At 54.6% G+C, this 20623-nt stretch carries 19 protein-coding genes; 11 read left to right on the top strand and 8 right to left on the bottom strand.

Going from position 1 to position 20623, the window contains the following annotated elements:
- Window positions 1-58 precede the first annotated feature (58 nt).
- Window positions 59-247 (bottom strand): YqaE/Pmp3 family membrane protein, encoded by a 189-nt coding sequence (locus GCD22_RS16065; protein WP_010637640.1) that lies wholly within the window; start codon window positions 245-247, stop codon window positions 59-61.
- Window positions 248-332: 85 nt separating this feature from the next.
- Here GCD22_RS16065 and GCD22_RS16060 point away from each other — a divergent pair, with 85 nt between their 5' ends.
- Both GCD22_RS16060 and GCD22_RS16055 read left to right on the top strand, forming a co-directional pair.
- Window positions 333-1661, top strand: a complete 1329-nt coding sequence (locus tag GCD22_RS16060) for a DUF445 domain-containing protein (RefSeq protein ID WP_080707787.1) — start codon at window positions 333-335, stop codon at window positions 1659-1661.
- A gap of 224 nt (window positions 1662-1885) precedes the next feature.
- A complete protein-coding gene (locus tag GCD22_RS16055; protein WP_010637645.1) occupies window positions 1886-2218 on the top strand; it encodes a hypothetical protein in 333 nt (110 codons plus the stop codon).
- On the opposite strand, the gene murI is transcribed toward GCD22_RS16055, so the two are convergent.
- From murI to glgC, 5 genes are read right to left on the bottom strand one after another with little or no spacing between them, the layout of a single operon-like run.
- Window positions 2215-3000: a glutamate racemase gene (gene murI, locus GCD22_RS16050; protein ID WP_081577624.1), complete on the bottom strand. Its 786-nt coding sequence runs from the start codon at window positions 2998-3000 to the stop codon at window positions 2215-2217. The two genes, GCD22_RS16055 and murI, sit on opposite strands and share 4 nt — an antisense overlap.
- Window positions 3001-3003: 3 nt before the next feature.
- Complete coding sequence (locus tag GCD22_RS16045; protein ID WP_031571759.1) at window positions 3004-3948, bottom strand: ROK family protein; 945 nt, start codon at window positions 3946-3948, stop codon at window positions 3004-3006.
- Window positions 3941-5968 (bottom strand): alpha-amylase/4-alpha-glucanotransferase domain-containing protein, encoded by a 2028-nt coding sequence (locus GCD22_RS16040; protein WP_031571756.1) that lies wholly within the window; start codon window positions 5966-5968, stop codon window positions 3941-3943. The genes GCD22_RS16045 and GCD22_RS16040 overlap by 8 nt, the downstream gene beginning before the upstream one ends.
- A gap of 3 nt (window positions 5969-5971) precedes the next feature.
- Complete coding sequence (locus GCD22_RS16035) at window positions 5972-7672, bottom strand: glycoside hydrolase family 57 protein (protein WP_031571754.1); 1701 nt, start codon at window positions 7670-7672, stop codon at window positions 5972-5974.
- 4 nt (window positions 7673-7676) lie between these two features.
- Window positions 7677-8984, bottom strand: coding sequence for a glucose-1-phosphate adenylyltransferase (gene glgC, locus GCD22_RS16030; RefSeq protein WP_031571752.1), 1308 nt, complete (start codon window positions 8982-8984; stop codon window positions 7677-7679).
- Window positions 8985-9179: 195 nt separating this feature from the next.
- Here glgC and glgB point away from each other — a divergent pair, with 195 nt between their 5' ends.
- From glgB to GCD22_RS16015, 3 genes are read left to right on the top strand one after another with little or no spacing between them, the layout of a single operon-like run.
- Entirely contained in the window at window positions 9180-11372 is a 2193-nt protein-coding gene (glgB, locus tag GCD22_RS16025; RefSeq protein WP_031571750.1) for a 1,4-alpha-glucan branching protein GlgB, read from the top strand.
- 30 nt (window positions 11373-11402) lie between these two features.
- Window positions 11403-11864 carry an NfeD family protein gene (locus tag GCD22_RS16020; RefSeq protein ID WP_031571749.1) on the top strand — a complete coding sequence of 154 codons (462 nt, stop codon included), beginning with the start codon at window positions 11403-11405 and terminating at the stop codon, window positions 11862-11864.
- Window positions 11840-12772, top strand: a complete 933-nt coding sequence (locus GCD22_RS16015) for an SPFH domain-containing protein (protein ID WP_010637659.1) — start codon at window positions 11840-11842, stop codon at window positions 12770-12772. The genes GCD22_RS16020 and GCD22_RS16015 overlap by 25 nt, the downstream gene beginning before the upstream one ends.
- A 32-nt stretch (window positions 12773-12804) precedes the next feature.
- Here GCD22_RS16015 and pgl read toward each other — a convergent pair whose 3' ends face one another.
- Both pgl and GCD22_RS16005 read right to left on the bottom strand, forming a co-directional pair.
- Entirely contained in the window at window positions 12805-13509 is a 705-nt protein-coding gene (pgl, locus tag GCD22_RS16010) for a 6-phosphogluconolactonase (protein WP_031571747.1), read from the bottom strand.
- 24 nt (window positions 13510-13533) lie between these two features.
- Window positions 13534-14229: a VIT1/CCC1 transporter family protein gene (locus tag GCD22_RS16005; protein WP_010637662.1), complete on the bottom strand. Its 696-nt coding sequence runs from the start codon at window positions 14227-14229 to the stop codon at window positions 13534-13536.
- A gap of 96 nt (window positions 14230-14325) precedes the next feature.
- Between GCD22_RS16005 and cysM the strand changes: the two genes are divergently transcribed.
- From cysM to GCD22_RS15975, 6 genes are all read left to right on the top strand, one after another.
- Complete coding sequence (gene cysM, locus GCD22_RS16000; protein WP_031571745.1) at window positions 14326-15210, top strand: cysteine synthase CysM; 885 nt, start codon at window positions 14326-14328, stop codon at window positions 15208-15210.
- A 90-nt stretch (window positions 15211-15300) separates the two neighbouring features.
- Entirely contained in the window at window positions 15301-17289 is a 1989-nt protein-coding gene (locus tag GCD22_RS15995; protein WP_226852276.1) for a hypothetical protein, read from the top strand.
- A 5-nt stretch (window positions 17290-17294) separates the two neighbouring features.
- Window positions 17295-17987 (top strand): DUF1318 domain-containing protein, encoded by a 693-nt coding sequence (locus GCD22_RS15990; RefSeq protein ID WP_010637668.1) that lies wholly within the window; start codon window positions 17295-17297, stop codon window positions 17985-17987.
- Complete coding sequence (locus GCD22_RS15985; RefSeq protein WP_081577622.1) at window positions 17972-18793, top strand: 3'-5' exonuclease; 822 nt, start codon at window positions 17972-17974, stop codon at window positions 18791-18793. Before GCD22_RS15990 ends, GCD22_RS15985 begins: the two co-directional genes overlap by 16 nt.
- On the top strand, window positions 18780-20102 hold the full coding sequence (gene rlmD, locus GCD22_RS15980; protein ID WP_031571737.1) for a 23S rRNA (uracil(1939)-C(5))-methyltransferase RlmD: 1323 nt from the start codon (window positions 18780-18782) through the stop codon (window positions 20100-20102). The genes GCD22_RS15985 and rlmD overlap by 14 nt, the downstream gene beginning before the upstream one ends.
- Complete coding sequence (locus GCD22_RS15975) at window positions 20071-20616, top strand: L,D-transpeptidase (RefSeq protein ID WP_031571735.1); 546 nt, start codon at window positions 20071-20073, stop codon at window positions 20614-20616. Before rlmD ends, GCD22_RS15975 begins: the two co-directional genes overlap by 32 nt.
- The last annotated feature ends 7 nt before the right edge of the window (window positions 20617-20623 follow it).

Here is a 20623-nt window from a genome sequence, read left to right as displayed (position 1 = left end):
TGCCAACTTGAGCAGGAAGTCTTATCTTGGTTAACCGATATCGGCTTAATAAGGGCCTTTAACGTCCCAGCGCTTTCTGGATTTTCTGATCGGTCTTGTACTGGCTTAAGGCGTAAACCGCCCAGATAGCCGCCGGTATCCAGCCCAGTACGGTGATTTGCAGAAGCAGGCAGATGATGCCTGCGAGAGGCCGGCCAATGGTGAAAAACACCAGAAAAGGTAAAAAAATCGCCAGAATAAGACGCATGATCCATACTCCCTGCCAATAGTTATGTTTGCATATTAAATGGCGATTTCTACAGAGTGCAAGTCTCCGTGCTAAACTCGCTCACATGATTGCCGATAATAATGAACCACCAAAAACACTTCTGAATCCCCGGCCAGGAGAACGCCTGCAAAAATTGCAGGTGATGCGCCGCTGGGCTTTGTTTTTACTGTTGCTGGCGTTGCTGTTGTTCTTATTTTCGGCCAGTCAGGGATTTTCGGGCGTCTGGGCCTGGACCGGGGCATTTTCCGAGGCCGCCATGGTGGGCGGGCTGGCGGACTGGTTTGCGGTGGTGGCCCTGTTTCGTCATCCGCTGGGTCTGCCCATTCCCCATACGGCCATTTTGCCGAGAAACAAGGCGCGTCTGGCGAAGCGTCTGGCCACGTTCATTCGTGATCATTTTCTGGAAAGCGAAGCCATTGTCCGCCTGCTGCGCCGCGCCGATCCCGCCACCTGGCTGGCGCAGTGGCTGATCCAGCCGGAAAGCAGTCATCTGCTGGCCCGGCAATTGACGACGTTGCTGCAAAAAGCCCTGGCGCTGACTGATGATCAGGAATTGCGTGTTGCCCTGAGAAGCGCGCTGGGTCGCCAGCTGCAGCGCGTGGATGGGGCGCGCTGGATGGGAAATATTCTGGCATTACTGACGGAAGACCACCGTCATCAGGCCCTTCTGGAAGATGGTATTCAGCGCCTGCGCGAGTGGCTGGATGGGGAAGAAACGCAGGGGCTGCTGGCTGAGCAAATAGCAGCCATTCTGAAACGCGCCTATCCCACCTTGTTCTCCTGGATGAGTGCGCTCATGGACCCTGCCACCCTGAGTGATAATCTCGCGCGAAATCTGGTAAAGGCCGCGCATCAACTTTTGCAGGAAATCGAGGACGATCCCGAGCATCCGCGCCGTCTGGCTTTTGATCGCTGGATGGCTGATGCGATTGTGCGGCTGCGGACAGACGCCGGGTTTCAGGAGCGTATCCGGCGTTGGCAAAATGGCCTGATTTCCCATCCGGCAGTGCAGGAGTATGCAGATGGTTTGTTGCGCGATCTGCGCGCCTGGCTGGACCATGATCTGGGCAGCCCTGATTCCCGCCTGCAAGAACAGATTCAGGTTTTGGCCGGACAGTTGGGGACATTTTTGGCGGAGCAGGCAGTCTTGCGGGAGGCCATCAATGATTATCTGGAAAACAGTGCCCGCCGTTTAGCCCCGGCCATGCGTGATGGTTTGGCGCAGCATATTGAAAAAACCATTCAGGATTGGCCCGAAAAAGACATGATCCGCCTGCTGGAAGAAGGAGTGGGGACCGATTTGCAATATATTCGGGTGAACGGAACCCTGGTCGGTGGTCTGGTGGGTGTCTTGATTCATGCCCTGGCGCTGGCTGTGCCTCTACTTATATAGAGGTGCTGCTGATGGAATCAAATGGTCCGGTATGGTCCGCATGGGCACTGGGTCTTCTGGCCCAAATTGGCCATTTCAACATGAGCAGATTGCCGGATTAATACTGAGGGATTTGTTTTTTCAGGTGGTTACTGGGAAGGAACAAATTTTGCTGGATTGCGGATTGGAGTAATGTCCGGTCGGTTGTTTCATTCTGAACAAGGTTTGTAGAGGGAGGTGCATTTATGAAGCGTGTATTGATGAGTGTGATGGCAGCAGGCACCCTGACGATGGCGGGTTTTGCGACGGCGGCGACGGTTACCGCTACAGACGCGCAGCAGGCGCTGGCGGCGGCCAAGACGGCCATGGCAAAAACTTCAGCCGTACATTATTTGTGGCTTTCCACTCCGAAAGTTTATAAGGAAGCCGAAGCGGCAGACAAAGCCGGTAAATATGATGAAGCCGTGGTTAAGGCCAAACATGCTGAGGAACTGGCTAATCTGGCTTATGCCCAGGGTGAGGCTCAGGCCAAAAAATATGGCGTGAAGTTGACGGATCATGGGGTCCAGATGGACTAGGTTTTGACCCCGTGAGCGCGCAGCAGGCGACGGGCAACTTGCGTCTTTTCAGCAGCGGCGGCGGTAAAATAAAAATCAATGGATGCTTCAGCGGGCAAGTCCGGTGGCGTGTCCGGGAGGCTCTGTATGTCGAGCCTGCGACATAATTGCCGCGCCACGCCATCATTTCCATCCAGGGTGGAAATATTCCGTCCGTTCAGTTCTGATGGCCAGTTGCTGATCCAGCAGTAATGGGTGCAGCCCAGCACAATGACTTGGGTGTCTGTCGAGTAAAAAGGCAGAACATGATTGTGCAGATACTCCTGGACTTGCTGCTGCCAGTCATTGCTCTGGGATTCAATGCGTTCTGCCAGACCCGGGCAAGCAAGAGGCTGCACGCGTTGTTCGGCATTTGGTAATTGCGTCAAGAGATTACGCAGTTTTTCACCAGTGACGGTCATGGCTGTGGCCAGAAGGAGAATCCTGCCTTCGGGATAAAGCATCAGCGCTTTTTTGATGGCGGGTTCAATACCAATGATGGGCACGTCCGCATATTCCCGCAGAGGTAGGGCTGCCGCGCTGGTAGCCGTGTTGCAAGCCAGTACCACGGCATCTACGCCCTGCCGGACAAACCAGGCGTAAGCATCTTCCGTCCATTGTTGTACTTCGCCGGCGGTTTTGTCGCCATAGGGACTATGAGCACTATCGCCATAAAACAAAAAATGGGCATTCGGCAAATAACGCAGGCAGGAGAGCAGGGTGCTGAGACCACCCAGTCCAGAATCAAAAACTCCGATACGCATTAGTTATTGGCTGAGTTCCTGATCGGCCAGCAGGGCGACCCCGCGCATTCCGGCGAGATCATCATCATTACCGCGTTTGACTTCCACCTCGCCGCGTAGCGCGGGAATCAGATCGGCGTCCAGGCGTTGCATGAGTGCTGGTGCAAAACAATCCCAGGCTGCACTAACCCCGCCACCCACCCGAATGACCCGGACATCGGCAACCTTCAAAATGCTGGCCAAGGCTTGTCCCAGATAATCACCGGCCATCTGAAAGGTTTGACTGGCTTCGGGGCGTCCATCGCAGGCCATCTGGGCAATAACGGCAGTATCCGGTGCTGTGCCGGTCAGTTCCACGTAACTGGACTGGATTCCGCGTGCCGAGGCATATTGTTCCAGGCAACCCTGATTACCACAGCCGCAGCGTCTTCCGCCGGGGACCACGATGAGGTGCCCTATCTCCATGGCGGTTCCATGTTCACCGCGCCAGGGGCGGTCGTCATGGACCCATCCACCACCGACGCCGGTACCCAGGCCGATATACAAGAGATCGCGCAATTCGGGATTTTCCTGTTTTTCTTCCCAGAATTCGCCATATCCGGCAGCATTAGCATCATTTTCGATGAGTACGGGTAGTTGGCAGGCGTTCTGAACGGCGCTTTGCAAATCAAAGTTGATGAGTTGCGGAATGTTGGGGGATTGCAGCAACACGCCTTTGGCATTCACAAATCCGGGCACAGCCACCCCGACTCGAACAATTTCCGGGTGTTGATGGCGAAGCTGGGCGATACCCGCTTCGAGCAAATCTGTAAACAGTTGGGCAGCGCTTTCTGAATCGGCTGCCGCAGCGCATTTGGCGTGCAGATCGACTTCATGGCGAATACTGTCCAGACAATCATTGCCCCGGAAAACCCCAAAACGTAAATTGGTGCCACCGACATCAACTCCAATGGTCAGCTGCTCAGTCATCGGCGATGATCTCCGTCAGTATCTCAATATGTTGCGTCTTGCCAGCCGTCAGGTCCCAGTAAAAATCCAGTTGCAGGGCCTGCATGATTTTTTCAAAGCCCGCTTCGGATTGGGAAACGGTCATATGGGGCGCAGCCTCCCAGCGCGCAGGCGGGTTGCAATGGAGGGTGATTTTACCGCCCATTACGGCATCTTCCAGCACTATTTGTCGGGTTTTTTCACCCTGGATGGGAAGTCCGAAGCCACCCTGGGATTGCTCATCCGCAAAAAACTGTCCCGCCGGCCCATCACAACTGGGCATGGCCAGAAATAGCCGAGTCTGAAAATGGTGAGACTCCACATTTTGTTGGGAAGCTGGTGATTCTATCCGGAAATGCACTATCAGTCCTTTATGGGTGAGGCTGTAGGCTTTACTGACTGCCCAGCTGTCAGCGACACCGCCCGTAAAGTGGGGAGTATCCTGAACGATGCTGTTTTCCGGATATGTGACTGCGACATTATCCAGCCACTCCTGAAAACTGTGACAGGGGGCGGTGTCGGCAAGCAGATCTTCTGCCGTAATTTCTGTTTTGAAGCTGATGCGGTCATGGGCGGAAGCAATGCCTTCACTGGGAGTCGCATGATCCACTGCCCCGTGACGAATTTTGTCGTAGTAGGCCTCGTCGCGTCGCGCCAGGGTATCCCCAAGATTGTGATGCAGTTTGTAACAATCCCACTCGGCCACGGCGCCGGAGGGCGTCGGGCGAATGATTAGCTGTTGATGGTCATTGTGATAATACAGCTCTTCATGACCATCCATATCCACGTCAATGAACTGTAAACCCGGACGTTCCTGGATTTTATCGAGCTGCGCTTCCAGTCGTACCATGGCCTGGTACACCGCCCGGCGCAGGTGCGGCAGATAAATGCCGCCAAACAGCCCGTGCCAATAGGCATCATTGGCTTGGGTTTCATGTAAATCCGCACGCATCTGCTTACTTTGCTGACGCTTGGGCAAAGCATGAAAGCGCTGGGATAATTGCAGCATGCGTTTTTGCATCCAGTTGGACTCGGGATAACGGGTCAGAAAGTTTTTCCATATCCCGCCACGGATGAGTGGCTTGCGTAAGTCCAGGCGGCCCGCAGCCTTTTCCTGTTCCAGAAAAGCCGCGTAGTTGCGGGCAGCATCCGGTGCCAGTGTCCATTCGTTCATTTCACTGTAGGACACCGTGGGCAGATAAATCATACCCTGTGGCCGATGCTGGTGCAGATAATCCTTGAAACGCATGGGTTGAATATGTGGAGAATTCAGGACGCCTTGCAGAAACTTTTCCAGCCAGCCTTTTTCATAAACCCAACTATAAGTCTCCGGCCAGACCCCGAATTTTTCGATGTCATCAAAATAAATCCCGGCGCTGCCAGGGTTATGCGCGGATATTTCTTCGATATAAGTGACTGCAGCAGCGGCTTCCGAGAAAGGCAGGCGATAACGCAAGGCTTCGGAAATAGGAAAAACATCAATAGCCTGACCATTTTCTTCGGTGCGATGAAAACTGCCGAGTTGGTCGGTAGAGGCCCCAGCGCAGAGAAAGTGATAATCATCCACCATCACATATTGAATTCCCGCCTCTTGCAGGGCGGGGACCACGCTGGGATCCCAAACGCGCTCGGTCAGCCAGGCACCCACCGGGCGCTGTCCGAAATTTTTGTCCAGTCGGTCGGCCATGGCTTCCAGTTGGGTGATGCGATCTGCATGGGGAATAGCCGCCAGCACCGGTTCGGTGTCCCCGGCGCCCACCAGCTCCGCCTGCTGGCGGGTGACCATTTCCTGCAGCAGTTTTATGGTGTTGGGGTGCTGTTGCACCATATATTGGAGTAACCAGCCGCTGATATGAATGGCAAAGGGAAATTCAGGAAAGCGATGCATGGCTTCAAGAAAGGGGTGATAACAGCGCAGTACGGCGTCATCAATCACCTGCGGAAAATTACCAACCGGCTGATGGGTGTGGACGCCCAGGAGGAGGGGGGTGCTGTGGGTCATTGCTTATCCTTCCATATGGGTGCGGCGCATGGTACCTCCAGATTCGGTGGGTCCCCCACCATGACTGATGGGTTCGTTGAGAGTTTCTGGAGGAGAAATTTGCATCAGGTTATAAAGTTTGCGCAGGTTCATCCTGAACAGGTGATCAAAATCCCTGACCGAATCGGCAGGATTGTAATCTCCGAACCACCAGAACCAGTCCGAGCCCTCACAACGACCTAATTGTTCAGTGATTTCTTCCTGCAGTTCGGGGGTGAGTCCGGCAAAATGCTGGTCAACATCCTGCTTGGCGGTGCAGAGCATATCCCAGGCCCGGTTTTTGGCTCCATCGCCAATCCAGGTGCTGAAATTGCCATAGACCCAACTCCCGGCGGCAAGATCCGGAATGCTTTTGATGGCTTCCGGATGGTCTTGGACATAGTCGCTGAAGGTACACATTTTGATATGGGGATGATTGGAAAGGGACCGGTAGAGCTCGGAAAGAAAATAGTAGCCATTGTAGGGGTAGTATTCCCAGGCATTTTCTCCATCAAGAATAATGCTGACAACGGGATGATCCTGATCTTCCGTCTGGCGCCAGATGGCTTCGAGCTTATGCACGAAATCGATGACTGCATCGTGGCCAAACCAGGTTTTATAGTCAAAACCGATGGTGTCAGAGAGCGCGTCATCCCGAAAAAACAGCGCCGGTCCCTGATTTTCGAGGCGATAAGCCTTGTATAAATATTCGGCCCGACCGCGTGGTGCCGAATCGTCATCGCTGCGCAACAGGCTATGCGTGAGTACGCCTTCTCCCGAAGCCGTCCAGGTCACTTGAGCCTCACCCAGCATTTTGACGAAGGCGGCAGACACCCCCCCCTCTGCTGGCCACATGCCCCGGGCGGCAATGCCGAAATGTTGCGGATGATAAGTCTGAGCGCGTTTAATATGCCAGCGCGCACGCTCGGCCCCGCCGGGGTACTCAGGGGATTCGGGCAATGGCGCGTCAGGGACGGCTTCCCGGGCGGCAGCAAAGTCCAGCATCAGGGGGCCAATGGGGTGGTAGTAGGGGGTGGTGGATATTTCGATACGTCCTGCTTCTGCCAGGGCGCGGTAACGGGGAATCAGTCCGCCGATCAGCTCACCGAGAAAGTGCAGTAAATCCTGCCGGTCTGCGAGCGTGAAACCGTGTCCCTTGTCCATCAACTTCTGAATGAGTGGGCTGCCGCGTCGCACCGTTTCACCAGTCCAGGCCAGGTGATACCAGACCAGCAGATCGGCCAGAAACTGAATGGACAAATAGTCAGAAAGTTCCGCCGGATCACTGTGCATGATGGTATAGATTTCATGCAGCCGGCGGTATCCGGGAAAGGGATTCAGCATATGTTCCGGATCCAGACGAAAACATTGCTCCATGAGGTGATGACGTTGCTCGTTGTTCAGGCTTTTTAGATCAGGGCTGGACAGGGCGATGAGTAGAGGGTCGCGAAAATGCCCGCTTTCAAATTGACTGGTGTAATCTTCAATTTGCTCAACCAGAATAGGCACGCAGTTGAACACACCCCGAGCCATGGGGTTTTCCTCATAATGCGCGATCATGTCTGCATAATCTTTGCAGGCGTGCAGGTAAGTCCAGGGCAATGCGTATTGCCCATCTGCATTGCGATAATCGGGCTGGTGCATATGCCAGCAGAAAATGACATGAAGTGCGCGTGCGGGGGGCATAAGGTCACCTCACAAAATGTAGTTGCTGACCTAGTAACTCCGGAGTAATCAAGGTGACGCCATTGGGCGTTCGATAAAAGCGGCGGGCGTCTTCGGCAGGATCTTCGCCCACCACCAGGCCGTCAGGGATGATAGTACCCTTGTCGACGACGACTTTACGCAGGCGAGCCCCTTCGCCCATGCGCACGTTGGGCAAAATCACCGAATCTTCGATGAGGGTGTGGCCATCATTGACCCGGACATTGGAAAACAGCAGAGAACGACGGACCGTAGCCCCACTGATGATACAACCCCCCGAGACAATACTGTCCAGGGCCATGCCACGTCTTCCTTCGTCGTCAAAGACAAATTTGGCAGGCGGGAGTTGTTCCTGATACGTCCAGATGGGCCAGCGGCTGTCGTATAAATCCAGATCCGGGGTTACATGCACCAGATCAATGTTGGCAGCCCAATAGGCGTCAACCGTACCGACATCCCGCCAGTAGCAACGACTGGCCTTGCCTTCATTGCTGGAAATACAGCTGTTACGGAAGCGGTGAGCCATGACCCGATAGCGTGACACCATGTAGGGGATCAGATCGTTGCCAAAATCATGGCTGGACTCGCGACTGTCCGCATCGCGGATGAGCTGTTCATACAAAAAATCCGTGTTGAAAACATAAATACCCATGCTCGCAAGCGCACGGTCGGGGTTGTTGGGTGTGGGTGTGGGATCGCTGGGTTTTTCGGTGAAACCGGTCACCCGATCTTCGTGGTTGACGGTCATGACCCCAAAACCTTTGGCTTCTTCCAAAGGGACCTCAATGCAGGCGACGCTCATATCTGCCTGACTTTGCACATGCTCGGCGAGCATCTGACCATAGTCCATTTTGTAAATATGGTCACCAGCGAGAACAATCACGTAACGCGGTCGATGGGCACGCAAAATGTCAATATTCTGAAAAATGGCGTCTGCGGTTCCCTTGTACCAGCCGGTATTCATGCGCTGTTGGGCAGGGAGGATTTCAATAAACTCGCTGAACTCGCCTCTCAGGAATCCCCAGCCCAGCTGAATGTGACGAATCAAGCTGTGCGCTTTGTACTGGGTCAGCACACCAATACGGCGAATGCCGGAGTTCATGCAGTTGGATAAACAAAAATCAACGATGCGGAATTTGCCCCCGAAAGGCACGGCGGGCTTGGCGCGCCAGTCGGTCAATGGTCCGAGGCGACTACCACGACCACCCGCCAGGACCAGGGCGAGGGTATTTTTGGTCAGGTTACTGACAAAGCGCGGGGAATTGCTGGGGCCACTCTGGTTTTCTTCGGACATGCTCTTCTCCTTGTCGGGCACTGGTATTACACCTGACCTGGAGTATAGACAGGATTCCCCCGTGCTTTCGGTTTAAAGGTACTGAACTTGGAGGATGTCGGCAAGCACTCAAAGGGGACAATGGTCTTTTCCGGCGATGTGTTATGCTCTTAGTGGGAGTGGCTCCTCAATCACAATGATGAAAAGGAGATTGTGGTGACGAAATTACCAAAAAAAAATCATGGCGAAGATTGGAATCATGATGAAATAGCCATTCGCGAGGCCCGTCATCACGATCCCTTCGCCTGGTTGGGGCAGCACCGGATCGGTAACGACAATCAAGCTGTGCAGCGCGTTTTTCTGCCAGGGGCCGCTCAGGTAGAGCTGCAAACCCCGCAGGGATGGGTGCTGATGACCATGCAGCATCCCGACGGGATTTTTATTCATACCGGAGATAGCCTGCCCACCCCCTATTGTTACCGCTGGCAGGATTCCCTGGGCACACACGAAGCTTATGATCCCTACGTGTTCAGTCCGGTACTGGGCGATCTGGAAGTTTATTTGTTCAGTGAAGGCCGATTATATGAAGCCTATCGACATCTGGGTGCCCATCGTCGTTATCATGAAGGTGTCGAAGGCGTTTTGTTTACCGTTTGGGCACCCAATGCGGAGCGGGTCAGTGTCGTTGGCGATTTTAATCACTGGGATGGTCGTTATCACCCGATGCGGGTCCGGGGAATGAGTGGCCTCTGGGAATTGTTCATTCCCGGACTGGAATTGGGTGAAATCTACAAGTTTGAGCTCCGCCACCGGGAGTCCGGCGCGGTTTTTGTGAAAACCGATCCTTATGCCAATGCTTTTGAAAGACGTCCAAGTACTGCAGCCCGGGTAGTGGATAGTCAGCATGTCTGGAAGGATCAGGACTGGATGACTGCGCGGACGCAGGCCGACTGGCAGCATGCCCCCATGAATATTTACGAAGTGCATTTAGGATCCTGGCAGCGCGACGAGAAAGGGGACTTTCTGGGCTATGCCGAGCTTGCCGAACGTCTGCTGCGCTATGTGCAGAACATGGGTTACACCCATATCGAACTGATGCCGGTGATGGAGCATCCTCTGGACGAATCCTGGGGGTATCAGGTCAGCGGTTATTATGCACCGACCAGCCGCTTCGGGAACCCGGATGGTTTTCGAGCCTTTATAGATGCTTTTCATCAGGCCGGTATTGGCGTGCTGCTGGATTGGGTGCCGGGGCATTTCCCCAAGGATGACTGGGGACTGGCTCGTTTTGATGGCACCGCTTTATATGAATATGCAGACCCCCGTGAAGGTGAACACCGTGACTGGGGAACTTATATTTTCAATTTTGGCCGCAACGAAGTGCGCAATTTTCTGTTGGCTAATGCCTGCTATTGGGCGGACAGTTTTCATATTGATGGCCTGCGGGTAGATGCGGTTGCTTCCCTGCTTTACCGGGATTATTCCCGAAACGAGGGGGAATGGATTCCCAACCAGTATGGAGGCAGGGAGAACCTTGAAGCCATTGATTTTCTCCGGGAAATGAATGTGGTGCTCAATGAGCGCTATCCGGGTATTTTGACCATTGCCGAAGAATCGACCTCCTGGCCCATGGTCTCCCGCCCTACCTATGTAGGCGGGTTGGGTTTTTCCATGAAATGGAATATGGGCTGGATGAATGACACCCTGTCCTACATGCAGCAGGATCCGGTTTATCGGCGTTTTCATCAGAATGATCTGACCTTCAGTCAGCTATATGCGTACGCAGAAAATTTTGTACTGCCCCTCTCTCATGACGAGGTGGTGCATGGAAAATACTCTTTGCTGGATAAAATGCCTGGCGACACCTGGCAGCGTTTTGCTAATTTACGTCTGCTGCTCAGTTATCAGTGTGCTCATCCGGGTAAAAAACTGAATTTCATGGGCAATGAATTTGCTCAGGGAACGGAGTGGAATTGTGGGCAGGCCCTGGACTGGGATTTGCTGCAAATACCCTGGCATCAGGGGATACAGTGGCTGAGTCGGGATCTCGGGCACCTGTACCGCGACCTGCCAGCTTTTTATGACCTGGATTTTGCCCCGGAGGGTTTTGCCTGGGTGGATTGTCATGACGCAGACCAGTCTATACTCAGCTTTCTGCGCCGCGATCGCAACGGTGCTTTTATTCTGGCCGTGTTCAATTTTACCCCGGTACTGCGCAAAAATTATCGTATCGGCGTTCCAGAGTCCGGGCGTTACCGGGAAATTTTCAATAGTGATGCAGCGGCGTATCAGGGCAGTAATGTGGGTAACCTTCCGCTGTTTGCCGAAGCGCGGAGCTGGATGGGATTACCCTGTTCACTGGAATTGACTCTGCCGCCCCTGGCAGCACTGTTTTTGCAAATGGACTGAGGAGAATGACTCCCGGCGTGGGTGATTAGCATGCTTTATATTTATGTCATTATTGCTTTCGCAGCGGGAATATTCGAATTGTTCACCGGAACTTTTTATCTGGCGGCGGTGGCTCTAGCCGCCTTGTTTACCGCCATTACCGGGTTGGTGCTGCCTGGCGCGGTTTTGCACTGGGTGTTTCTGGGCTTCTGTCTGGTGTTGTTGCCTGCCGGAATGTGGCTGCGCCACCGCCTCGCCGGAAAATCTCAGGGACTGACGGATTTTGATTTGGGTCAGGGCGTGGATGTGATTCGTGGTCCTGACCAGAATGAACATTATACGGTGCGTTACCGGGGCAGCGAATGGATGGCGGTGGTAGATGATGGCCCGGCCCCCTGTGCCGGTGATCGCGCCGTGATCGTGGGCAAGACCGATAACCTGCTACATTTAGGGGTGCTACCCCGGCAACCCTCCGACAAGGAGTCTTTATGTCCTCCCTCATCATCATCCTGATTGTTATAGTCGCGGCTTTTCTGATTTTACGCACCACCATCCGGGTGGTTCCCCAGCAGCGTGCCTGGGTGGTTGAAAGACTTGGTAAATATCACGCAGTTCTGGAGCCTGGCCTGAATTTTATTATTCCTTTTCTGGACCGTGTGGCCTTTCGTTTTGATATGCGCGAAGTACCCATGGAAGTGCCGGCGCAGGCCTGTATTTCCTTTGATAACACCACCATGACGGTAGACGGGATTCTCTATTTGCAAATTACGGATTCCGTCAAGGCGGCTTATGGTTCGAGCAACCCCTTTACTGCCGTCATCCAGTTGGCACAAACCACCATGCGTTCAGAAATCGGCAAGTTGCATCTGGATGCAGCCCTGTCTTCCCGGCAGCTGCTCAATACGGCGGTGGCGGCTTCGGTGGATGAAGCGGCCCTGAACTGGGGCGTCAAGGTGCTCCGCTACGAAATACGGGACATCACCCCACCCCAGGAAATCATCCGCGCCATGGAACTGCAGATTACCGCAGAGCGGGAAAAGCGCGCCCTGATTGCTAAATCCGAAGGTCAAAGACAACAGCAAATCAACACTTCTGAAGGTCAGCGGCAACAGGACATCAATGTGGCAGATGGCCGCAAACAGGCGGAAGTATTGCGTGCTGAAGGTGAAGCCAAGGCCATTCAACTGGTTGCCGAGGCTACCGCCGAAGCCATCCGGGTTATTGGTTCGGCTGCTCGTGAACCCGGAGGCTACGAAGCCCTGCAAATGCAGCTCGCCAAGGACTACATCGAAAAGTGGGGATATTTGGCCAAGAGCAGTACCAGCCTGGTGATTCCTTCCGATCTCGGCAATATTGGCGCTTTGGTGGGTACGGCGCTTTCTATGGTTAAGCAGTCGCAGAAAACGGCTGCGGCGGATTGACCACGCCTATAGTGAGGTTCGTATAGAGTAAACTACTTGGGCAGACTTTCCGGCCACGCAGCCTTATCCAGCCAAACATCAGCGCCACGACCCACCACCGCTGCAGGAATGTTTTCACCGCGTAACCAGGAAGCGATGGCGTCCTGCTTTCCTGAGCCGCAGGCCAGAAAAAACAGGGCGTGCGTGTGGCGCAGTCGCCAGGCGCTGAGGCTGACTCTCTGCGGGGGGGCTTTAGCAGCATCCAGAATACTGAGGGTGGGAGAACTGCTTTTTTCCTGTCCCCAGTCATGTCCGGGAAACAAACTGGCCGTATGTCCATCCTCCCCCAAACCCAAAAGAACCAAATCAAAACGTTGTGCGGGCAGAATGGCAGCATAGCGGCGGGCCGCTTCACTGGCTCCCGCTTCGGCGGGTATGGTATGAATCTGGGCGCCTGGAATGGGTACCTGGGACAACCAGGTTTGTGCAAGCATCAGACTATTACGTTCGGGATCTTCGGGTGGCAGGCAGCGCTCATCGCCATGATAAATATGCCAGCGTTGCCAGTCGCGGCCCATGGACGGCAGCCGGGCATAAGTGGCACGTGGCGTATTGCCTCCCGCTACCACCAAGTGAAAAGCACCGCGCAGGGCGATGGCCTCGGCCGCCATGCGGGTGATGGCCGCCGCAAGATGGGTACTGATCTGTTCCTGGTCTGGATAAATATGCCATCTTGGTAGTGAGTTTTCTTCCAGCATGCTGAATACCTCCGAAAAATAGTCCTAGCCGATAGCCTGACCGAGAAGGTGACCGATCAGTGCCGTAAAGGCGAGTGCGACTGTGCCCCAAAACAGGATTCTCAAGGCACCCTTCAAAGGGTTTGATCCACCCAGTTTGGCAGAGATGACCCCCAGTATGACTAAAAGAATCAATGTGCTTACAAAGAGCATGGGTAGCGCATAGGCGTGCGGGACAAAAGCGCCGATCAGAACCGGCGGTACCGCGCCGCTCACAAAAGAAACAGCGGAGGCTAATGCCGCCTGAACAGGGCGCGCTTCAGCGACTTCAGTCAGGCCCAACTCTTCCCGCGCATGCGCTTCAAGAGGATCACGCTGCATCAATTGAAAAGAAACTTGCCGTGCCAGAGCTTCATCCAGGCCCCGGTCCATATAAATTCGACAAAGTTCGAGTTGTTCCAGTTCAGGATTTTGCTTTATCTCATGGGCTTCCTGCCGCAGCTGCGCTTTCTGGCTGTCGCGCTGAGAGCTGACGGAAACATATTCACCGGCAGCCATGGACAGCGCTCCGGATAACAAGGCGGCAACTCCGGCCAGCAGAATCTGATCATGATTGGCCTGACCCGCAATGACTCCACTGAGCAGTCCTGCAGTAGAAAGGAGACCATCGTTTGCACCCAGCACGCCAGCACGCAGCCAACCCGTGTTTTTCTCGTGACTTTCTGTGTGGTTGTTTTCCATTCCAAGGATTCCAATCCCGACTTGAAGGGGGTTCAGGATAGCCCCGGTTTAGGGCTTGGGTCTATGATGGCGTCATGTTCAGGCAAGGAGAAGCATATGGGCGGATTGGAAGATTGGGTGGGGAATACCCCGCTTTGCGAATTCAGGAGTTTGACACCCAGAGCGGGTGTCCATATTTTTGGCAAGCTGGAGGGGAATAATCCGGCAGGTTCCGTCAAGGACCGCCCAGCCATGAACATGATCCGGCGGGCTCTGGAGCGCGGCACCATCACGACTTCCACCCGATTGATTGAACCCACCAGCGGCAATACCGGCATTGCTCTGGCCATGGCGGCTTCGGTGCGGAAGATCCCGATGACCCTGATTATGCCGGAAAACATGAGCATCGAGCGGCGTCAGGTGATGCGGGCCTATGGCGCTGAGGTCATTTTGACGCCAGCTGAACGCAGTATTGAAGGGTCTATTGATTTGGCCCGGCAAATGGTGGCCGCCGGAGAAGGCTTCATGCTTGACCAGTTTTCCAATCCCGATAACCCGGAAGCCCATTATCTCAGTACAGGGCCGGAAATCTGGCGGGATACACGCGGCAGCATCACCCATTTTGTATCCTCCATGGGTACCACCGGGACGATCATGGGTACCTCCCGCTACTTGCGGATGGTCTCTCCGGATATTCAGATTGTCGGCGTACAACCTGCTGAAGGAGCTAAAATTCCTGGTATTCGCCGTTGGCCGGAAGCCTATTTGCCAAAAATCTACCATCGGGAGATGGTCAGCCAGATAGAAGACGTGACCCAGGAGGAAGCCGAGGACATGACCCGGCGTCTGGCGCGCGATGAAGGGGTACTGGCCGGAATATCTTCTGGAGGCGCGGTGGCCGCCGCGCTGCGTGTTGCTCAAACCCTGGAGTCTGGGGTCTTGGTGGCGATTATCTGCGATCGCGGTGATCGCTACCTGAGTACAGGCGTTTTTCCGGCCTGAGTGCTTATGCAGGATTCTAAGCCCTTGCGCCTGCCAAAGACCACCGGGTTCAGACTCAGGTATTGGCTTATATTTTTTTGTGCGGGATTTTTGCTATCCGGTCCGGCATGGGCGCAAACGCTGGAAATCACGGCGGCACGGGTTCAGGGCGCCGCCTGGCAAGCGCAGCATCTGAAGGTCGTGCTGCGGGCGCATGCGCGGAAAAATGCCAGTCTGGAATTCCTGGCCGGAACCTTGCAGATTGGCAAACAACGTCCCTGGCAAGCCATACAGGGTAACTGTGTCCTGCAGACCCAGCAGGGTTGGTCGTGTTCAGCCTTGCACCTGGCGATTTCGGGAAGTCCCTGGGGAGCTTTGCAAGGTACCGGACGTTTTCAGGTGCTGCGTTCCGGGGGGCTGGGCAGTCTGCACTTTCTACTGGAGGGGGCAAAATTGGGCAAGCTGACCCTGCTTGCGCGCAGTGCGGCTTCAGGTCGCTGGCAATTACAGACCCAGGGAGAAGTCGCTTTAAGCGATTGGGTTTCCGCCCTGCATCTGCTCCCGGCCCACTGGCAAAGTGGCGGAGAACTCGCTTGGCAGATGCATTCTTCGGGTGCTAGTTGGTCACATATTTCTGCAGTTCATTTCAGGGCGCAACTGCACAAAGGGCAGTTCAGTAGTCCCGATGGGTTGCAGGCAGCCCAGAATGTCGCCGCACAATTGTCGGGTGATGGGCATCTGCAAGGACACTGGCAGGGACACGTTCAGCTGCGTTGGGACGAGGGGGGCATTTTATGGAGTCCCTGGTACTGGGCGGCGCCGGTGCGACCGGTCGTCATGGAGAGTCGCTGGCGCCAGTCGGCAAAAAGCTGGCATCTGGAGCGGGGTCAGATAAATTGGCCGAATCTGGGAACTGCAAAATTTGCCGTCAGTGAACCCGTTCAGGGGAGTAAGCTGGACTGGCATTTGCAGGATGCAGATGTCGCCTTGGCACCCCTTTTTACGACCTGGATTAAACCGTTATTGCCAGCCAGCAGTTTTGCAGCACAGGCTTTGCTGGCGGGTCATTTGCATTTTTCGGTGGCGGGAAACCCGGCTTTGCGTTCTGTGCATTGGGATTTACAGCACGGTGATTTTTCTACTCAACAAACGAGCCTGGCAGGCGTCTTCAGTCATGGCGCCTGGGATGCCAATGTACCTGTGGAAAAGGCGGTTTTTAAATGGCAAAGTGCCACTTTATACCATATTCCTCTGGGTCCGCTGGCCGTGCGAGTGGCGTTGCATCCTGGAGGATTTGCCCTGCAACAACCGGTGGATCTCCACCTTCTAGGTGGGGTGTTGCATTTTCAGGAGCTTTCCGGTCATTGGAGGGGACCCCATTCCGGTTTTTCAATGCAGGGTAACTTGCAGGGGGTGAGCATGAAATCCCTGACGCAGATTATGCACTGGCCGCCCTTCACCGGCACGATTGAGGCTTCCATTCCGCGCTTGACGTATCACGCCGGGACAATACAGACCAGCGGAGAGTTAAGTGCAGGTATTTTTGGCGGCAAGCTGCGGGTAAGTGACCTGCAGGTGCAGAATTTCCTGGGCGTGATGCCGTTGTTGCGGGCTAACGTGTCCGTTCAGGGCTTGCAATTGAAGCCGCTCACGGACGCTTTTCATTTTGGGTATATCAGCGGGGTTTTGGATGGAAATCTCCGCAATCTGTACTTGTTGAACTGGTCTCCAGAAGCTTTTCAGGGACATTTTGAAACCGTCAAGACGCCTGGGGTTCCCCAAAAAATCAGTTATCAGGCGGTTCAGAGTATTACCAAACTGGGCGGGGGAGACGGGATCAGCGGCTTCTTCCAGGGCATGTTTTTGCGGATGTTCAATACCTTCAGTTACAGTCATCTGGGGATGGGCGTTGATCTATCTAATGGCGTGGCAGAACTTTCCGGCGTCCATCCGGAAAATGGTGGCTTTGTCATTTTGCAGGGACAAGGACTGCCCAGGGTGGATATAGTGGGGTACAATCGCCGGGTGAGTTGGGATGAGTTGCTGGCAAGACTGAAAACGGCCATGGAAACCGGGCCGCAGATGCACACAGGAGAATAGACAGAATGATGAAGCAAGCTTTGCTGAAAAACCGAACCTGGCAGGCACTGCTGATGCTGGGCATGCTGATGGGGCTTTCGGCTTGCGTCACGGTAAATATTTATTTTCCGGCAGCTGCTGCCAAACGTCTTGCTGATCAGGTGGTGGGTGAAGTGTACAAGGCAGCAGCCCATGGCGCCGTTTCGACGCCCACAGCGCCCACTCTTTCGGCGCCTGCTCAGGTGGCTCCTGCTGCGCCCGCCGCTGCACCAGCCCCCAGTGCTTTTGAGCGTCTGACACCGGCTCATGTGGCCGGTTATCTTCTGGCGACGAGCTTTTCAGCATTGAGTACACCAGCCGAGGCGGCAGCCGATCTGAATGCTTCCAGTCCCGGGGTGCAGGCCGCACGGGCCCAGCTGGAATCTATTGCCGCGCAGATGCGCCCCTATTTTGACAGCGGTGCCGTCGGCTGGACGGCCAACGGGTTGGTTGCCATCCATGATGCTTCGGCAGTGCCTTTGCAGGCCCGCGCCGGCCTCAGTGGCCTGGTTAGTAGTAATAACAGTGCCTTGCAGAATCTTTACCAACAAATCGCCAATGCCAATGGTCATCCTGATTGGGAAGGGCAAATTCAACAGACTTTTGCCCAGACCTGGATCAGCAAGGCCCCTGCAGGATACTGGTATCAGAACGCCAGCGGTCAGTGGCAGAAGAAATAAACACCATTTTGCAGAATATTCTGGTTTTTGATATCGAAACGATTCCGGATATTTCCGGAGGTCGGCGCCTGCATGGTATTGATCTTGCCGATGATGCAGGAGTGGCCGAATTGCTGCAGCATCAACGCCGAATTGAAACTCAGGGTGCCAGCGAGTTTTTACGCCCTTATCTGCATCAGGTGGTCGCCATTTCTGCGCTTTGGTGGCAGGGCGATCAGGTTAAACTCAGCAGCTTTGGCGCAATTGAAGATCCGGAAGCGACGCTAGTGCATGCTTTTTTTCAGATGATTCAGCGTCACGCTCCACAGTTGGTGTCCTGGAATGGTGCAGCCTTTGATTTACCGGTGTTGCACTATCGGGCTTTTTTGCACGGCATTCCGGCAACGCGGTACTGGGAACAGGGGCAAAACGAACCCAACTATCGCTGGAATAATTACACCAGTCGTTATCATGAGCGCCATTTGGATCTTATGGATGTGCTTTCTGCTTACCAGGCGCGTAATGTTGCGCGCTTGCAGGACATGGCTCTGTTGCTGGGGCTGCCGGGCAAACTCGGCATGAGCGGTGCGGAGGTCCTGAATCATTATCAGCAGGGCGAAAAACAAGCCATTCGCCAGTACTGCGAAGTGGACGTTCTGAATACTGCGCTGCTGCATTTGCGCTTTGAGTTGACCCGGGGGCATCTGGACAAGTTGGCTTATGAGACGTGTCAGAACCAGTTGCGCAGCTATTTACAGGGCCGTGATGAAGCCCATATCCGCGAGTTTCTGGACTTGTGGCCGGAGAACCTGCATGTCGCGTCCTAAGCCTATTCGTGATGCAGTGCCTGAGCGGGTACACATTGAAAGCCTGGATGCAGAAGGACGGGGTGTTGCCCGGGTGGACGGCAAGGTGCTTTTTGTCGATGGCGCTCTGCCGGGCGAAGAGGTCATGGCCCGGCGCACTGAAAATCACAAAACTTTTGAACGGGCCGAAACGGTCACGCTCCTGAAAACTTCTTCATTGCGGGTAACACCCCCCTGTCCTCATTTTGGATTGTGCGGCGGTTGCAGTTTGCAGCATCTGGATGTGAGCGCGCAGGTAGCCATCAAGCAGCGGCAGTTGGAGGACAATCTCTGGCGCATTGGAAAAGTGCGTCCGCAGAGAATTCTCCCGCCCATTTTTGGTCCGGGTTTGGCTTATCGAAGCAAGGCCCGCCTTTCGGTGCGGACCCCCAAAACCCGTGGTGCTCTTGTGGGTTTTCGAGAACGCAGTAGCAATTACGTGGTCGATATGAATCAGTGTCTGGTGCTCGACCCCCGCGTTGGCCAGCGTATTCCGGAACTGCGGGCCCTGATTGGCAAAATGCAGTCTCCCCAGGATTTTCCCCAGATTGAAGTAGCTTGTACCCCCGACGCTGTAGCTTTGGTGTTTCGGCATATGCGTCCTCTGGCGGACAGTGACCTCATGCATTTACGTCAATTCGGGCGGGATCACGACCTGCAAATCTGGTTGCAGCCGCGCGGTCCCGATACTTTGCATCCGCTGATCCCCGAACAACCGTCCGCCCTGCATTATGAACTGCCGGATTATCAACTGCGGATGCGTTTTGATCCGTTGGTATTTACTCAGGTGAATCAGTCTGTCAATCAGGTAACCGTGCGTCGTGCCATGGCTCTGCTCCGTCCTCAGGCCGGTGATCATATTCTTGATCTGTTTTGTGGTTTAGGGAACTTCACCTTGCCCATGGCGCGTTTGGGCGCGAATGTGCTGGGCGTTGAAGGCGATGCACGGTTGGTGGCACTGGCTTCGGAAAATGCTGCTTCCAATGGGCTCTCGGCGCAAGCCCGATATCAGGTGGCTGATCTGACCCAGGCGCGGATGAGTGACTTTCAGATGGCAGGAACTATCGACAAAATGCTGATTGATCCGCCCCGAAGTGGCGCCATGGAAGTGTTACAAAGCCTGACTCCCGGGGTGTCGCGTCTGGTCTATGTTTCCTGTAATCCGGCGACTCTGGCTCGGGATGCCGAATATCTGGTGCACGAGCGTGGTTATCACTTGAAAGCAGCAGGTGTCATTAATATGTTTCCACATACTGCCCATGTCGAATCCATTGCCCTTTTTGAAAAATGAAACGCCAGTAAACTGGTTTTGGGTGGATGTTTCCACTCAGAACCTGCGGGTTATGAAAGCCGCGCACGAAACAGTGCGATATCCCATTTCAACGGCCTTTAACGGACTTGGAGAAAGGCGTAACAGCGCCTGTACGCCACGCGGTTGGCATCAAGTCAGGGCAAGAATTGGCGCGGGATTGCCAGCTAATGCCATTCTGCGCGGACGCCGCTGGACGGGAGACTGCTATGATGCCAGTAAGGATCCAGACGAAAACGGCCATCAGGACTGGATACTGGGGCGGATTCTCTGGCTTTCCGGTATGGAATCCGGGGTTAATCGCGGCGGGTATTGCGACACATTCCGGCGCTACATTTATATTCATGGCACCGCCGATACCGCTCGACTCGGTCAGTCCGTCTCGGCAGGCTGTATTCGCATGAGCCCGGAGGATGTATGCATTCTTTTCCCTGAAACTACTCCAGGGCTCCCTGTTTTTATTGGGCTACAGCCCCCTGTTGATTTCCCCCGTTGAGGAGGTT

It is taken from the genome of Acidithiobacillus thiooxidans ATCC 19377, assembly GCF_009662475.1.
GTDB classification, from domain to species: Bacteria; Pseudomonadota; Gammaproteobacteria; order Acidithiobacillales; family Acidithiobacillaceae; genus Acidithiobacillus; species Acidithiobacillus thiooxidans.
Note: the sequence above shows the minus strand (reverse complement) of the source record. Positions and strands in the feature narration are given on the sequence as shown.

What these genes read in the sequence shown, in the direction of transcription:
- GCD22_RS16065 (WP_010637640.1), bottom strand. Translation starts at nt 247, where the DNA reads ATGCGTCTTATTCTGGCGATTTTTTTACCTTTTCTGGTGTTTTTCACC.
- GCD22_RS16060 (WP_080707787.1), top strand. Translation starts at nt 333, where the DNA reads ATGATTGCCGATAATAATGAACCACCAAAAACACTTCTGAATCCCCGG.
- GCD22_RS16055 (WP_010637645.1), top strand. Translation starts at nt 1,886, where the DNA reads ATGAAGCGTGTATTGATGAGTGTGATGGCAGCAGGCACCCTGACGATG.
- murI (WP_081577624.1), bottom strand. Translation starts at nt 3,000, where the DNA reads ATGCGTATCGGAGTTTTTGATTCTGGACTGGGTGGTCTCAGCACCCTG.
- GCD22_RS16045 (WP_031571759.1), bottom strand. Translation starts at nt 3,948, where the DNA reads ATGACTGAGCAGCTGACCATTGGAGTTGATGTCGGTGGCACCAATTTA.
- GCD22_RS16040 (WP_031571756.1), bottom strand. Translation starts at nt 5,968, where the DNA reads ATGACCCACAGCACCCCCCTCCTCCTGGGCGTCCACACCCATCAGCCG.
- GCD22_RS16035 (WP_031571754.1), bottom strand. Translation starts at nt 7,672, where the DNA reads ATGCCCCCCGCACGCGCACTTCATGTCATTTTCTGCTGGCATATGCAC.
- glgC (WP_031571752.1), bottom strand. Translation starts at nt 8,984, where the DNA reads ATGTCCGAAGAAAACCAGAGTGGCCCCAGCAATTCCCCGCGCTTTGTC.
- GCD22_RS16020 (WP_031571749.1), top strand. Translation starts at nt 11,403, where the DNA reads ATGCTTTATATTTATGTCATTATTGCTTTCGCAGCGGGAATATTCGAA.
- GCD22_RS16015 (WP_010637659.1), top strand. Translation starts at nt 11,840, where the DNA reads ATGTCCTCCCTCATCATCATCCTGATTGTTATAGTCGCGGCTTTTCTG.
- pgl (WP_031571747.1), bottom strand. Translation starts at nt 13,509, where the DNA reads ATGCTGGAAGAAAACTCACTACCAAGATGGCATATTTATCCAGACCAG.
- GCD22_RS16005 (WP_010637662.1), bottom strand. Translation starts at nt 14,229, where the DNA reads ATGGAAAACAACCACACAGAAAGTCACGAGAAAAACACGGGTTGGCTG.
- cysM (WP_031571745.1), top strand. Translation starts at nt 14,326, where the DNA reads ATGGGCGGATTGGAAGATTGGGTGGGGAATACCCCGCTTTGCGAATTC.
- GCD22_RS15990 (WP_010637668.1), top strand. Translation starts at nt 17,295, where the DNA reads ATGATGAAGCAAGCTTTGCTGAAAAACCGAACCTGGCAGGCACTGCTG.
- rlmD (WP_031571737.1), top strand. Translation starts at nt 18,780, where the DNA reads ATGTCGCGTCCTAAGCCTATTCGTGATGCAGTGCCTGAGCGGGTACAC.
- GCD22_RS15975 (WP_031571735.1), top strand. Translation starts at nt 20,071, where the DNA reads ATGTCGAATCCATTGCCCTTTTTGAAAAATGAAACGCCAGTAAACTGG.